The 14,480-nt window shown below is 71.6% G+C and carries 12 protein-coding genes; 6 read left to right on the top strand and 6 right to left on the bottom strand.

All coding sequences use genetic code 11. The features are described 5' to 3' along the window. The first annotated feature begins 32 nt into the window (after nucleotides 1-32). From AC6EI4_RS04950 to AC6EI4_RS04930, 5 genes are all read left to right on the top strand, one after another. Nucleotides 33-1,082, top strand: coding sequence for a BMP family protein (locus AC6EI4_RS04950; RefSeq protein WP_498450741.1), 1,050 nt, complete (start codon nucleotides 33-35; stop codon nucleotides 1,080-1,082). Further along, a complete protein-coding gene (locus AC6EI4_RS04945) occupies nucleotides 1,079-2,620 on the top strand; it encodes an ABC transporter ATP-binding protein (RefSeq protein WP_498450740.1) in 1,542 nt (513 codons plus the stop codon). Before AC6EI4_RS04950 ends, AC6EI4_RS04945 begins: the two co-directional genes overlap by 4 nt. Beyond that, nucleotides 2,617-3,720, top strand: coding sequence for an ABC transporter permease (locus AC6EI4_RS04940; RefSeq protein WP_498424091.1), 1,104 nt, complete (start codon nucleotides 2,617-2,619; stop codon nucleotides 3,718-3,720). Before AC6EI4_RS04945 ends, AC6EI4_RS04940 begins: the two co-directional genes overlap by 4 nt. Next, nucleotides 3,717-4,616 (top strand): ABC transporter permease, encoded by a 900-nt coding sequence (locus AC6EI4_RS04935; RefSeq protein WP_498424090.1) that lies wholly within the window; start codon nucleotides 3,717-3,719, stop codon nucleotides 4,614-4,616. The genes AC6EI4_RS04940 and AC6EI4_RS04935 overlap by 4 nt, the downstream gene beginning before the upstream one ends. 99 nt (nucleotides 4,617-4,715) lie before the next feature. Beyond that, nucleotides 4,716-5,165 (top strand): nucleoside deaminase, encoded by a 450-nt coding sequence (locus AC6EI4_RS04930; protein ID WP_498424089.1) that lies wholly within the window; start codon nucleotides 4,716-4,718, stop codon nucleotides 5,163-5,165. A gap of 13 nt (nucleotides 5,166-5,178) precedes the next feature. Here the strand turns inward: AC6EI4_RS04930 and AC6EI4_RS04925 are convergent, their stop codons facing one another. From AC6EI4_RS04925 to AC6EI4_RS04905, 5 genes are all read right to left on the bottom strand, one after another. Then, nucleotides 5,179-6,219: a LacI family DNA-binding transcriptional regulator gene (locus tag AC6EI4_RS04925; RefSeq protein WP_498424088.1), complete on the bottom strand. Its 1,041-nt coding sequence runs from the start codon at nucleotides 6,217-6,219 to the stop codon at nucleotides 5,179-5,181. A gap of 19 nt (nucleotides 6,220-6,238) precedes the next feature. Then, complete coding sequence (locus AC6EI4_RS04920; protein ID WP_498450739.1) at nucleotides 6,239-7,771, bottom strand: glycoside hydrolase family 1 protein; 1,533 nt, start codon at nucleotides 7,769-7,771, stop codon at nucleotides 6,239-6,241. Further along, nucleotides 7,768-8,610: a carbohydrate ABC transporter permease gene (locus tag AC6EI4_RS04915; RefSeq protein ID WP_498450738.1), complete on the bottom strand. Its 843-nt coding sequence runs from the start codon at nucleotides 8,608-8,610 to the stop codon at nucleotides 7,768-7,770. Before AC6EI4_RS04915 ends, AC6EI4_RS04920 begins: the two co-directional genes overlap by 4 nt. Further along, on the bottom strand, nucleotides 8,607-9,608 hold the full coding sequence (locus AC6EI4_RS04910) for a carbohydrate ABC transporter permease (protein ID WP_498450737.1): 1,002 nt from the start codon (nucleotides 9,606-9,608) through the stop codon (nucleotides 8,607-8,609). Before AC6EI4_RS04910 ends, AC6EI4_RS04915 begins: the two co-directional genes overlap by 4 nt. Nucleotides 9,609-9,743: 135 nt before the next feature. Further along, complete coding sequence (locus AC6EI4_RS04905; RefSeq protein ID WP_498450736.1) at nucleotides 9,744-11,042, bottom strand: ABC transporter substrate-binding protein; 1,299 nt, start codon at nucleotides 11,040-11,042, stop codon at nucleotides 9,744-9,746. Between the two features lie 277 nt (nucleotides 11,043-11,319). Here AC6EI4_RS04905 and AC6EI4_RS04900 point away from each other — a divergent pair, with 277 nt between their 5' ends. After that, complete coding sequence (locus AC6EI4_RS04900) at nucleotides 11,320-12,414, top strand: ABC transporter ATP-binding protein (RefSeq protein WP_498424082.1); 1,095 nt, start codon at nucleotides 11,320-11,322, stop codon at nucleotides 12,412-12,414. 99 nt (nucleotides 12,415-12,513) lie between these two features. Here AC6EI4_RS04900 and typA read toward each other — a convergent pair whose 3' ends face one another. Further along, a complete protein-coding gene (gene typA / locus AC6EI4_RS04895) occupies nucleotides 12,514-14,409 on the bottom strand; it encodes a translational GTPase TypA (RefSeq protein WP_498424081.1) in 1,896 nt (631 codons plus the stop codon). Nucleotides 14,410-14,480: the final 71 nt, after the last annotated feature.

Here is a 14,480-nt window from a genome sequence, read left to right as displayed (position 1 = left end):
CGTCAGCCCGCTGCCCCGTCGGAGGAGTCCCCATGTCGCTCACCCTGTCCCGCGCCCGCGCCACCCTCGCCGCGGGAGCGGCGCTGTTGCTGCTCGCCGCCTGTGGCGGCGCCACCGGCGAGGAGGAGGGCGACGGCGGCTCGTCGAGCGATCTGCCCCTGGTGTACGGCGTCTTCGCCACGCCGCTGGAGGAGCCCTGGGACGGCGCGATCCACGCCGCCCTGCAGCAGGCCGCCGACGACGGCACGATCGAGTACAAGCACGTCGACGACCTGAGCACCGCCGACGTGATGGAGCGCAGCCTGCGCGACATCGCCACCAACGAGCAGCCGGACGCCATCATCGGCGACGCGTTCGCCGCCGAGGAGGCGGTGCGCAAGGTGGCCGCGGAGTTCCCCGAGATCCCGTTCGCGTTCGGGTCGGGCGAGAAGCCGGTCGAGCCCAACATGAGCGTGTTCGACAACTGGCTGCAGGACCCGGCGTACCTGGCCGGGATGCTGGCCGGCGGGGTGTCGAAGTCCGACACCATCGGCGTGGTCGGTGCGATGCCGATCCCGGAGGTCAACCGGATCGTCAACGCGTTCGTGCTCGGCGTGAAGGAGACCAACCCGCAGGCCACGGTGAAGGTGTCGTTCATCAACAGCTTCTTCGACCCCGCCGCGGCCAAGGACGCCGCCGAGGCCCACGTCGCGGCCGGCGCGGACGTGCTCTTCGCCGAGCGCGACGGGGTGATCGCCGCCGCCGAGGAGGCCGACATCCCGGTGATCGGCATGATGGTCGACCAGGAGGAGGAGGCCCCGGGCCACGTGATGACCTCGCTGCTGTGGCACATGGGCCCGACCGTCGAGGCCGTCGTCGAGCAGATCACCGACGGGCCGAAGGCCGTCGACCTGGGGGAGTACTCGTTCATGAAGGTCGGCGGCTCCGAGCTCGCCGAGATCAACACCCAGATCGTGGGCGGGATCCCGGCGGCCCTGGTCACCCAGGTGGAGGAGAAGCAGGCCGCGATCATGGACGGCAGCTTCGAGACCCCGGTGGACGAGAGCGCGCCCGCCAAGTCCATCGACGTCTCCAGCAAGTGAGCGCGCTGCTCGAGCTGCGCGGCATCACCAAGCGGTACGGGGACCTGCTGGCCAACGACGCGGTCTCCCTCGACGTCGGCGCCGGCGAGGTGGTCGCGATGCTGGGTGAGAACGGCGCGGGCAAGTCGACGCTGATGAAGATCGTCTACGGCCTGGTCGGCGCCGACGCCGGCACCGTCGCGATGGACGGACGGGTGCTCTCGATCGGCTCGCCGCGCGACGCGATGGACGCCGGGATCGGCATGGTCACCCAGGAGTTCTCGCTGGTGGAGACGATGACGGTGGCCGAGAACGTCGCGCTCTCCGGGCTCGGCCTCGGACCGGTGGACCGCGGCGCGCTGCGGTCGAAGGTGGTCGCCACGATGGAGCGGGTCGGGGTGCGCCTGGACCCGGACCGGCTGGTCTCCAGCCTGTCCATCGGGGAGCGCCAGCGCGTCGAGATCGTCAAGGCGCTCTTCCACGACTGCCGGGTGGTGATCCTCGACGAGCCGACCGCGGTGCTCACCCCGCAGGACGTGCAGGCGCTGTTCGCCACCGTGCGCCGGCTCACCGGGGCCGGGCTGGGCGTGCTGCTGGTCTCGCACAAGCTGCGCGAGGTCGCCGAGATCTCCGACCGGGTCGTGGTGCTGCGCCGCGGCCGGCTGGTCGGCACCCGGGCCACCGCCGACGTCGACGCCGCCGAGCTGGCCGGGTTGATGATGGGCACCGTCACCGCCTCGGTGACCGACGCCGACACCGGTGCCGCCGTCGGGATCGAGGCGCAGCCGCAGCACGACGCCGGCGCGCGACGTACGACCGGGCCGGCGGTGCTGCGCACGGTGGGGCTCTGCGCCGCCCACGGCGACCGGGAGGCGCTGCGCGGCCTCGACCTGACCGTGCACGCCGGCGAGATCGTCGGCGTGGCCGGGATCTCCGGCAACGGGCAGAGCGAGCTGGTCGGCGCCCTCGGCGGCACCGTGCCGGTCACCGCGGGCCGCATCGAGGTGGACGGCGTCGACATCACCCGCGCCCCGGTCGCCGACCGGCTGGCCGCCGGGCTCGGGCGGCTCACCGAGGACCGGCGCGGCAGCGTTGTGGCCCGGCTCAGCGTCGAGGACAACCTGGTGCTCGAGGACCTGCACGCCTGGACCCGCTGGGGGCTGGTGGACCGGCGCGGGATCCGGCGCCACGCGCAGGCGCTGATCGAGCGCTTCGACATCCGGGCCCGCCCCACCGACGCGGTCGCCACGCTGTCGGGAGGCAACATGCAGAAGGTGCTGCTGGCCCGGGCGCTGGCCCGCACCCCGCGCGTGCTCGTCGTCGCGCAGCCCACCCGCGGCCTCGACATCGGCGCCTACCGCTACGTGCACGAGCAGCTGGCCGCCGTGCGCGACGGCGGCGGCGGGGTGCTGGTGGTCTCCGAGGACCTCGACGAGCTGCGCAGCCTCTCCGACCGGATCGTGGTGCTCTTCCGCGGGGAGCTGGTCGGGGAGCTGAGCGCCGCGGAGGCCGACCCCGAACGGCTCGGCGTGCTGATGGCCGGCGGTGAGGCCGCATGAGGCTCGTGCTGCGCGGCCACGAGCCCCGCTGGCTGGCCCCGGCGGCGGTCCTGGCCGCCGTCCTGGTCACCCTCGCCCTGACCGCCCTGCCGATCCGGCTGGCCGGGGCCAACCCGCCCGCCGCCTTCCAGCGCTACCTGCTCACCCCGCTCACCAGCGCGCACGGCGTGCACGAGGTGCTGCTCACCGCGACCCCGCTGATGTTCACCGGCATCGCCGTCGCGCTGGCGTTCCGGGCCGGCTACTGGAACATCGGGGCAGAGGGACAGTTCCTGCTCGGCGCGGTCGGCACCACCGCCGTCGGGATCGGGCTGCCCGACCTGCCGGCGGCCCTCGCGCTGCCGGCCGGGTTCCTCGCCGGCGCCGTCGGCGGCCTGGCCTGGGCCGTGGTCCCGGCCTGGCTCAAGCGGCACGCCGGCATCGACGAGGTGGTCACCACCCTGCTGCTCAACCCGGTGGCGCTGCTGGTGGTGCAGGGCCTGCTCAACGGCCCCTGGCGCAACTCCGCCAGCGGCTTCACCGACTCCGACCGGCTCGGCGCCGGCTACGACCTGCCGGCCCTGATCCCCGGCACCCGGGTGCACTGGGGCTTCGCCGTGGCGCTGGCGGTCATCGTGGTCGTCGGCGTGGTGCTGGCCCGCAGCGCGACCGGCCTGCGGATCCGGGCCGCGGGCCAGTCCCCGCGGGCCGCGGAGTTCAGCGGCATCGCCGTCGGCCGGCTCCAGCTGCGCTGCGCGCTGGCCTCCGGCGCCATCGCCGGGCTCGGGGGCGCCTCGCAGGTGATGGGCGTGCAGCACCAGCTGACCTCGGGGATCAGCAACAACTACGGCTACACCGGCGTCATCGTCGCCACCCTGGGCGGGCTCGGCGCGCTCGGCGTGCTGCTGGTCGCCGGACTGCTCGGCGACATCACCGTCGGCGCCCAGAACGTGTCGCTGGTACTGCAGGTGCCCACCCAGCTCGGGGCGATGTTCAGCTCGCTGCTGCTGCTGGCGGTGCTCTCGGCGATGAGCTGGCGGCGCTACCGGGTGCAGTGGCGCCGGCCCCCGCCGCCGACGTCGCGACCGGGGCACGTCGAAGCCAAGGAGGCAGCACGATGAGCATCAACCTGCTCGCGCTGCTCGGCGCCATGCTCACCATCGCCACCCCGCTGCTGTGGGCGGGGATCGGCGAGCTGGTCACCGAGCGCAGCGGCGTGCTCAACCTCGGCATCGAGGGGACGATGTACCTCGGCGCGTTCACCGGCTTCCTGGTCGCCGCGCGCACCGGCTCGCCGATGCTCGGGCTGGGGGCCGCGGTCCTCGCCGGCGTCGTCGCCGGTGCCCTGCTCGGGCTGTTCGTGGTCACCCTGGGCCTCAACCAGCACGTCGCCGGACTGGGCCTCACCCTGCTGCTGATCGCCGGCTGCGAGTTCACCTTCCGGCTGCTCTACGCCGGAGAGCGCCCGCGGCTGGAGGAGCGCTTCGCGGTGCTGCTGCCCGACGTCGAGGTCCTCGACCAGCACTGGCTGACCTACCTGGGCTTCCTGGTGCTGGCGCCGCTCACCTGGTGGGTGCTGCGCGCGACCGGGGTCGGGATGCGCCTGCACGCGGTGGGCGAGAGCTTCGAGGCCGCGGACGTGGCCGGCATCTCGGTGACCCGGACCCGCTACGCGGCGCTGATGGTGGGCGCGGCCCTGATGGCGGTCGGCGGCGCGTTCCTCACCCTGGCCGTGCTCGGCAGCTTCACCCTGGACATCGTCAGCGGACGCGGCTGGGTCTGCGTCGCGCTGGTCATCTTCGCCCGGTGGCGCGTGTGGCCGCTGGTCGGCGGGGCGCTGATCTTCGCCGGCACCGACGCGCTGCAGCTGCAGCTGGCGATCTCGCCGGCGTTCGGGGACGTGCCCGGGGAGCTGATGCTCGCCCTGCCGTACCTGGCGGTGATCGCCGCCCTCGCGGTCTGGGGCCGCACCGTGCGCTACCCCGGGTCGTACCTGCAGGCCTACCGGCGGGCCTGACCGCGCCCGCCGTACGCCCGACCCGCCCGATCCGACCCCACCCGATCCCACCCCGACCGATCCGACCCCACCCGATCCGACCCTGAGAAGGAGACCCAGATGAGCGACGAAGAGATGCTGGCCCTGGCCGTGGCGCAGGCCCGGGCCGGGCTGGCCGAGGGCGGGATCCCGATCGGGGCGGTCCTGGTCGCGGACGGCGAGGTGCTGGGCGTCGGCCGCAACCGTCGCGTCCAGCAGGGCAGCGCCATCCGGCACGGCGAGACCGACTGCCTGGAGAACGTCGGGCGGCTGCCCGCCAGCGTCTACGCGCGCTCCACGATGGTCACCACGCTGTCGCCGTGCGACATGTGCACCGGCGCGATCCTGCTCTACGGCATCCCGCGGGTGGTGGTGGGGGAGAACCGCAGCTTCCTCGGCGGCGAGGAGCTGCTGGCGGCCCGCGGGGTGGAGGTGGTGGTGCTCGACGACCCGGGCTGCGCACAGATGATGTCGGACTTCATCGCCGAGCACCCGGGCCTGTGGAACGAGGACATCGGCGAGCAGGACTGACCCCCGGCGAGCGTCAGGCGCTGTCGCGGCGTACCAGCTGCGGCTGGATGACCACCCGCATCGGCCGGCCGGCCCGGTCGCCGTCGATCTGCTCGAGCAGCAGCCGGGTGGCCCGCTCGGCCATCTCCTCGATCGGGTTGCGCATGGTCGTCAGCGGGGGACGGGTCTGCTCGGCCACGCCGAGGTCGTCGTAGCCGATCACCGCGATGTCCTCGGGGACCCGGCGACCGTGCTCGGCGAGCACCTTGAGCGCGCCGCGGGCCATCAGGTCCGAGGCGACCACCAGCCCGTCGAGGTCCGGGTGCGCGGCCAGCAGGGCCCGCGCCGCCAGCTCGCCGCCGGACTCGGTGAAGTCGCCGTGCCGGATGGCGTCGTCGGCGAGCCCCGCGGCCCCCATCGCCTGGCACCACCCCTGGAGGCGGTCCTGGGAGACCGTCATGTCGACCGGCCCGGCGATGGTGCCGATCCGGCGGCAGCCGCGCGCGATGAGGACCTCGGTCGCCTCCCGCTCGCCCGCGAGGTTGTCCACGTCGACGTAGGCGACCTTGTCGCCGCCGCTCCACGGCCGCCCGCCGAAGACGCAGGGCAGGTTGATCGCGGCGAGGTGGTCGGCCAGCCCGTCGTCGCGGTGATGGGAGACCACGATCGCGCCGTCGACGTGGCGGTTGCTGAGGTAGCGCAGGGTGCGCTCCTTCTCCGCGCCGGCCCGCGCCAGCAGCAACAGCAGCTGCAGGTCGCGCTCGGCCAGCACGTGGGTGACCCCGCGCAGGGTGGCGGCGAAGAACGGATCGGAGAAGACCCGGTCGTCGGGCTCGGGCACCACGATCGCCACCGAGTCGGTACGACGCGTGACCAGGCTGCGCGCGGCCCGGTTGGGGACGTAGCCCAGCGTCCGCACCGCCTCCTCGACGGCCTGCTGGGCCTTCGCGCTGACCCGGTCCCCGCCGTTGACCGCCCGCGAGGCGGTCGCCCGGGACACGCCGGCCACCCGCGCCACCTCGTCGAGGGTCGGCGAGGTGGACGCGGTCTGGGGGTGGCGCCCGTTCCCGTTCATCGTCGTCACGGTACTGGCCTCAGCCGGCGTTCTCGTGTGCCGGTCCGGGCCCCGGCAGCGCCGGTCCGGGCCCCGGCAGCGCCGGTCCGGGGGCCGGCAGGGCCCCGGTGCGGGCGACCTCGGCGTACCACAGGGCGCTGGACTTGGGCGTGCGCACCTGGGTCTCGTAGTCGACGTGCACGATGCCGAACCGCTGCGCGTAGCCGTAGGCCCACTCGTAGTTGTCCAGCAGCGACCAGGCGAAGTAGCCCCGCACGTCGACGCCCTGCTCGATCGCCTCGTGCGTGGCGCGCAGGTGGGCGTCGATGAACGCCAGCCGCGCCGGGTCGTCGACGTTCCCGTCGGGGCCGACCTCGTCGTCGTAGGCCGCGCCGTTTTCGGTGATGTGGATCGGCGGCACCGCGTACTCGTCGCGCAGGCGCACCAGCAGCCGGGTCAGCCCCTCGGGCTGGACCTCCCAGTCCATCCCGGTCACCGGCAGCCCGCGGCGCGGGAAGCTGATGTCCGCGCAGCCCGGGAACGGCGAGCCGACCGGTCGGGGCGCGTGCTCGATGCGCGACCCGAGCAGCTGCGCGTGGTCCGCGACCGGGCGGCCGCACGCGGCGTCGCCGTGGTAGTAGTTCACGCCCAGCACGTCGAGCGGCGTGCTGATCAGGGCCAGGTCGCCGTCGTGGACGAAGTCCTGCCACGGCCGGCCCGCGAAGGTCATCCCCTCGGTGTCGCCGGCCAGGTCGTCGGCGTAGCGGCCGCGGAAGATCGGGTCGAGGAAGACCCGGTTCCACAGCCCGTCGATGCGACGTGCCGCGTCGACGTCCGCGGGCTCGGCGGGGTCGAAGGGGTCGGCCACGGTGAGGTTCAGCGTGATCCCGAGCTGGGCGGTGCTCGCGCGCCGGCGCAGCTCGTCGACGACCAGCCCGTGCCCGAGCATCAGGTGGTGGGCGGCGACGACCCCGGCCACGCCCTCCTGACGGCCCGGCGCGTGCTGGCCGCCGGTGTAGCCGAGGAACGCCGAGCACCAGGGCTCGTTCATCGTGGTCCAGTACGCGACGCGGTCGCCCAGCGCGTCGTGGAGCGTGAGCGCGTACTCAGCGAACCGGTAGGCGGTGTCGCGGTTGGTCCAGCCGCCGGCCTCCTCGAGCGCCTGCGGCAGGTCCCAGTGGTACAGCGTGACCCAGGGCGTGATGCCGCTGCCGAGCAGCTCGTCGACCAGGCGGGAGTAGAAGTCGATGCCGGCCTGGTTGGGGGCGCCGCCGTCGGGGCGCACCCGCGGCCACGCGGTGGAGAACCGGTAGGCGTTGAGGTGCAGCGAGCGCATCAGCGCGACGTCCTGGGGGACGCGGTGGTAGTGGTCGCAGGCCACGTCGCCGGTGTCGGCGCCGAGGACGGCGCCGGGCACCCGCGAGAAGGTGTCCCAGATCGACGGGGTGCGGCCGTCCTCGCGGGCGGCGCCCTCGATCTGGTACGCCGCCGTCGCCGCTCCCCACAGGAAGCCGGGAGGGAAGACCAGCTGCCCGGTGGTGGCGGGCGTGATCATGGTGGTGGGGGAGGTCATCCCTTCACGGCTCCTTGCATGATGCCGGCGACCAGCTGGCGGCCGGAGAGGATGAACAGGACCAGCAGCGGGATGGTGGCGAGCCCGGTACCGCAGAGCACGAGCGCATAGTCGGTGGTCTGGCCCTGGCCGCTGATGGCCAGCTCGTCCAGCGCCACCTGGAGGGTCTGGTTGTCCTTGAGCGCGACCAGCGGCCACATGTAGTCGGTCCACACGGTCATGAAGGTGAACAGCGACAGGATCGCCATCGCGGGGCGGGCGGCCGGCACGGCCACCGTCCAGAAGGTGCGCAGCATCGAGGCGCCGTCGACGCGGGCCGCCTCGATCAGCTCGCCGGGGATCGCGTCGAGCAGGTACTGGCGCATGAAGAAGACGCCGAACGCCGTGACCAGGGTGGGCATGGCGACCGCGAGCAGCGTGTCGTACAGGCCGTAGTCGGTGACCAGGATGAACAGCGGCACGATCGCGAGCTGGGTGGGGACCGCCATCGTCAGCACGACGAAGCCCATCAGCGCGTTGCTGCCGCGGAACCTCAGCTTGGCGAAGCTGTAGCCGGCCAGCGTGGAGAAGAACACCACCGACGCCGCGCAGGCGGTCGAGACGATGATGCTGTTGAACATCGCCTGCCAGAACTCGATGGTGTCGAACACCCGGCTGGCGTTGTCGAGGAAGTGCCCGCCAGGCAGGAGCGGCGGGGGCATCTCCATCGCCTCGGCCTTGGTGTGCGAGCCGATCACGAACGACCAGTACAGCGGCAGGGCCGAACCGATGACGAAGGCGGCGAGGAGGCCGTAGACGACCCATCCCGGGCGATCGACCAGCTTGCTGCGCGTGCTCATGCGGACTTCCTGGTGAAGTAGCGGGTCAGGGCGAAGTTGAGCAGCGCGATCCCGACGACGATCAGGAAGAGCAGCCATGCGGCTGCCGAGGCGCGCCCGTAGAAGCCGTCGACGATGCCCCGGTCGTAGATGTAGAGCGCCAGGGTCATGTACTGGTGGTCCGCGCCGCCCTCGCGGCTCATCGAGTCGTCGAAGAGGCGGGGCTCGGTGAAGATCTGCAGGCCGCCGATGGTGCTGGTGACGATGACGAACACCATCGTGGGGCGGATCATCGGCAGGGTCACCGAGAAGAACTGGCGCACGCGCCCGGCGCCGTCGAGCGCGGCGGACTCGTAGAGCTCGCGTGGCACCGCCTGCATGGCCGCCAGGAAGATCAGGGTGTTGTAGCCGGTCCAGCGCCAGTTGACCATGCTGGAGATGGCGAAGTGGCTCCAGAGGCGGTCCACGTGCCAGCGGATGGGCTCCAGGCCGATCTCGCGCAGGGTGGCGTTGATCAGGCCGGACTGGTCGGCGAAGAGGCTGCCGAAGATCAGGGCGGCGGCCGCCGGCGCCACCACGAACGGCAGCAGCACGCTCATCCGCCAGAAGGTGGCCGCCCGGAGCCGGTTGTCCAGGAGCGCGGCGATCGTGACCGCGAGGACGATCTGCGGCACCGACGACATCAGGAAGATGCTGAAGGTGTTGACCAGCGCCTTGCGGAAGATCGGGTCGGAGAGGACGAACTCGAAGTTCTCCAGGCCGGTGAACTCCCCGCGCTGGCGGTAGATCTTGTCCCAGTCGTGCACCGAGAGATAGCCGGTGTAGAGCAGCGGGAAGAGGCCGACCAGCATGAACAGGAGGAAGAACGGCGAGATGTAGAGGTACGGGGAGAGCCTCAGGTCCCAGCGGTTCAGTCGCTGGCGGCGCAGGATCCGTCGCTGGCTCGCCGGGTCCGGGGGCGTGGTGGGTGCGGACTCGGTGGTCTCGGCGCCGGGGCCTGGACGTTCGTCGATGAGCATCGGCGCCCTTCCTGTGGGTCCTGGGGGTTCAGGGGTGGTGCGGGGAGTGTCGGGCCGCTCGGGGAGAGCTTCGAGCGGCCCGACGCTCCGAGTGCTGCTGGGCGGAGCGTGATCAGTAGGCTCGGGGGAGCGCGATCACTGCAGCGAGGCGACGTCCTGCTCGAAGGTCTTCCAGGACTTGTCGGGCGCGGTGCCCTGGTCGACGCGGTTGATGGCGTCCTGGAACTTCTGCAGGATGTCCGAGTACAGCGGGCCGTGGTGCGGCTGGACGGTGATCGCCGCGGCGCGGCTGGAGAAGATCTCGCCGGCCGGCGCGTTGTTGAAGTACTCGTCGGTGGCGGCGAGGACGGTCTCGTTCTCGAGCGCCTCGACCTGCGAGGGGAAGTTGCCGGTCAGCTCGAAGACCTTGGCCTGCTGCTCGGGAGCGGTGATCCAGGTGATGAACTCCTTCGCCTCGGCCTGGTGGCTCGAGACCTTGGGGATCGTCAGGTAGGAGCCGCCCCAGTTGCCGCCGCCGCCGGGGAAGACGTCGGCGATGTCCCAGACGACGCCCTTGGGGGCCGGGTCGCCGGTGTTCTCCTTGATGTTGCTGCGCATCCAACCGGGGCAGGCGATCGTCGCGATGCCCGGCTTCTTGAACGCGGAGGTCCAGTCGGGGCTCCACTGGACGGCCTTGCTGCCCAGGTCGGTGTGCGAGGTGACGTCCTTCCAGATCGCCTTCAGCTCCTCACCGCTCACGTCCACCTCGTTGTCGGCGGTCTCGAACGGGAACTCGACCTGGTTGAGCATCGCCTGGGCGATCGACCCGCTGGCGTCGTAGAAGTGGGCGTTCGACTTCTTCTTGAACTCCTCGCCGAGGGCGAAGTAGTCCTCCCAGGTGCCCATCCGGGCGGCGATCTCCTCGCGCTCGCTGGGCAGGCCGGCGGCATCGAAGAGGTCCTTGCGGTAGCAGATGGCCTCCGGGCCGGCGTCGGTCGCGTAGCCGAGCAGCTGGCCGTCGTCGGTGCTGGCCTCGGCCTCCTTGAAGTCCAGCCAGCGGCCCTCGACCTCGGACTGGGCCAGGTCGACCCAGACGTCGGGAGCGGCCACCACGGCCGGCATGTAGTCACCCTCGACCGAGACGATGTCGGGCAGGCCCTTGCCGCCGGCCTGCAGGCTGGTGGTGATCTCCGCCTTCCAGTCGTCCCACTTGGACACCTTGGTCTGCTCGACCTGGATGTCGGGGTTGGCCTTGTTCCACTCGTCGATCAGCGCGTCGTAGCCGAACTCGCCGAACGTGGTGATGGTGACGGACTCGCCGTCGGCGAGCTTCTCCTGCTCTGCGGACTCCTTCGGGTCGCTGCCGCCGCCGCACGCGGCCGTGGTGGCGCCCAGCGCCAGCGTCGTCAACACGCCGATGGCGAGTCGTGCTCGCCTGCTCTGCCTCGTGTGCACCGTTCTCTCCTGCCCTCACGTGCCGTCCGCCCAGGGTGGGCGACGGGGCGGGCGGTCAAGCGTGAAAGGGTGTGGGAGCGCTTCCATTGATCGCCGTTCGTCACCATGACAGCCGTCACATTCGGTGTCAAGAGAGCGCCAAGTCTCAGCGTGAATCGGGACTTTGGTCCCGCTGAGAGCGCTCCCACTAGACGCGGCGCGGCGCGCGTCGTACCTTGGCGAGAACAGCTCTGTCCGGCCCGCTTCGGGCGACGGACTCCGCACTGAAGGGACCCCCATGGCCACGGTCAGCTTCGAGCACGCACAGCGCCGCTACCCCGGCACCGACCGGCCCGCGGTCGACGACCTGTCCCTCGAGATCGAGGACGGCGAGTTCATGGTGCTGGTGGGCCCGTCGGGCTGCGGCAAGTCCACCTCGCTGCGGATGCTGGCCGGCCTGGAGAGCGTCGATGCCGGCCGGATCCTGATCGGGGACCGCGACGTGAGCAACGAGGCGCCCAAGGACCGCGACATCGCGATGGTGTTCCAGAACTACGCGCTCTACCCGCACATGACCGTCGCGGAGAACATGGGCTTCGCGCTCAAGGTCGCCCGGGTCGGCAAGGAGGAGCGCGCCCGGCGGGTGGCCGAGGCCGCGCGGCTGCTCGACCTCACCGAGTACCTGCACCGCAAGCCCAAGGCGCTCTCGGGCGGTCAGCGCCAGCGCGTCGCGATGGGGCGCGCGATCGTCCGTCAGCCCCAGGTCTTCTGCATGGACGAGCCGCTGTCCAACCTCGACGCCAAGCTGCGCGTCTCCACGCGCACCCAGATCGCGGCCCTGCAGCAGCGCCTGGGGACCACCACCGTCTACGTCACCCACGACCAGGTCGAGGCGATGACGATGGGCGACCGGGTCGCGGTGATGAAGGACGGTCTGCTCCAGCAGGTCGACACCCCGCTGGGCCTCTACGACCGGCCGGTCAACCTCTTCGTGGCAGGCTTCATCGGCTCCCCGGCGATGAACCTGCTGCCGGCCAAGGTCGCGGACGGCCACGCCTGGATCGGCGGCTACGAGATCCCGCTGGAGCGCCACGTCGCGGCGCAGGCGACCGGCGACGTGACCCTGGGCGTCCGGCCGGACGCCTGGCGGCTCGGCGGCGCGGACGAGGTGGGGCTGCCGGTCACCGTCACGATCGTCGAGGAGCTCGGCGCGGACGCGTTCCTCTACGCCCTGGTGGACGACGAGGCCACCCCCGACGACACCCCCTCGCAGGCGGTGGTCCGGCTCACCGGGCGGCCCCAGCTGCAGAAGGGCGCCCCGATCCAGCTGGTCATCGACCCGGGCGCCGTACACGTCTTCGACACCCACACCGGAGCGCGCCTCTCCGCGTGAGCCGCGCGCCCGGCGAGGGCTGAGACGCCGCGAGCCGGTGGCCGGCCGGAGGATGTCCGGCGCGGCCACCGGCTCGCGGGGGTGCGGTGCAGCGGGTTCCTACTTGTTGGCCTTGCGGGCGCGCGAGGCGGTCTTGGCGCGCTCGTTGGCGTCCAGCACCACCTTGCGGATGCGGACCATCTCCGGGGTCACCTCGACGCACTCGTCGTCGCGGCAGAACTCCAGGCACTGCTCCAGCGACAGCTTCTTCGGCGGGATCAGCTTCTCGAAGTTGTCGGAGGTGGCCGAGCGGATGTTGGTCTGCTGCTTCTCCTTGGTGATGTTGACGTCCATGTCGTCGGCGCGGGAGTTCTCGCCGACGATCATGCCCTCGTAGACCTCGGTGGTGGGCTCGACGAACATCACGCCGCGCTCCTGCAGGTTGGTCATCGCGTACGCCGTGGCGGCGCCCTTGCGGTCGGCCACCAGCGAGCCGTTGTTGCGCGAGCGGATCTCGCCGGCCCACGGCTCGTACTTTTCGAAGATGTGGTGGGCGATGCCGGTGCCGCGGGTCTCGGTGAGGAACTCGGTGCGGAAGCCGATCAGGCCGCGGGCCGGAACCAGGAACTCCATCCGGACCCAGCCGGTGCCGTGGTTGGTCATCTGCTCCATGCGGCCCTTACGGGCGGCGAGCAGCTCGGTGATCGCGCCGAGGTACTCCTCAGGGGCGTCGATGGTGAGGCGCTCCACGGGCTCGTGGACCTTGCCGTTGACCTCCTTGGTGACCACCTGGGGCTTGCCCACGGTCAGCTCGAAGCCCTCGCGGCGCATCTGCTCGACCAGGATGGCCAGCGCCAGCTCGCCACGGCCCTGGACCTCCCAGGCGTCGGGACGCTCGGTGGGCAGCACGCGCAGCGACACGTTGCCGACCAGCTCGGAGTCGAGGCGGTCCTTGACCAGGCGGGCGGTGACCTTGGAGCCCTTGACCCGGCCGACCAGCGGCGAGGTGTTGGTGCCGATGGTCATCGAGATGGCGGGCTCGTCGACCGAGATCAGCGGCAGCGCGATCGGGTTCTCCGGGTCGGCCAGGGTCTCGCCGATCATGATCTCCGGGATGCCGGCGATGGCGACGATGTCGCCGGGGCCGGCCTCGGTGCCGGGGACCCGCTCGAGGCCCTCGGTGACCAGCAGCTCGGTGATCTTCACGGTCTTGACGGTGCCGTCGGTGCGCATCCAGGCGACGTTCTGGCCCTTGCGCAGGGTGCCCTGGTGGACGCGGACCAGCGCGAGACGACCCAGGAACGGCGAGGCGTCGAGGTTGGTGACGTGGGCCTGCAGCGGGGCGCCCTCGTTGTACATCGGCGGCGGGATGGTGTCGAGGATCGTCTTGAAGAGCGGCTCGAGGTCGGGGGAGTCGGGCAGCGCGCCGTTCTCGGGCTGCTCCAGGCCGGCGACACCGGCGCGACCGGAGGCGTAGACCACCGGGAAGTCGAGGGCGTCCTGGCTGTGCGACTCGTCGAGCAGGTCCATGAAGAGCTCGTAGGTCTCGTCGACGACCTCGGCGATCCGGGCGTCGCTGCGGTCGGTCTTGTTGACGACCAGGACCACCGGCATGTCGGCGTTGAGCGCCTTGCGCAGCACGAACCGGGTCTGCGGCAGCGGGCCCTCGGAGGCGTCGACGAGCAGCACGATGCCGTCGACCATCGACAGGCCGCGCTCCACCTCGCCACCGAAGTCGGCGTGGCCGGGGGTGTCGATGATGTTGATGACCATCGGCTTGCCGTCGGCGGCCGGGCCGGCGTAGTGCACCGCGGTGTTCTTCGCGAGGATCGTGATGCCCTTCTCGCGCTCGAGGTCGCCGGAGTCCATGACGCGCTCGGCGACGCTCTCGGCCTGGTGGGCGGAGAAGGCCCCGGCCTGGCGCAGCATCGCGTCCACCAGGGTGGTCTTGCCGTGGTCGACGTGCGCGACGATGGCGACGTTCCTGAGGTCGTTGCGTGCGGTGGTTCCAGACATGGGTGAGCGGCGCCGTTCTGTAGGGCTTCTATGGAGGGCCCAGCGGGGCCCGTAGCAGTCTAGTCGCCGAG

The organism is Nocardioides sp. Z43_10 (genome assembly GCF_059766615.1).
This window is presented reverse-complemented; position numbering and strand designations above follow the sequence as displayed.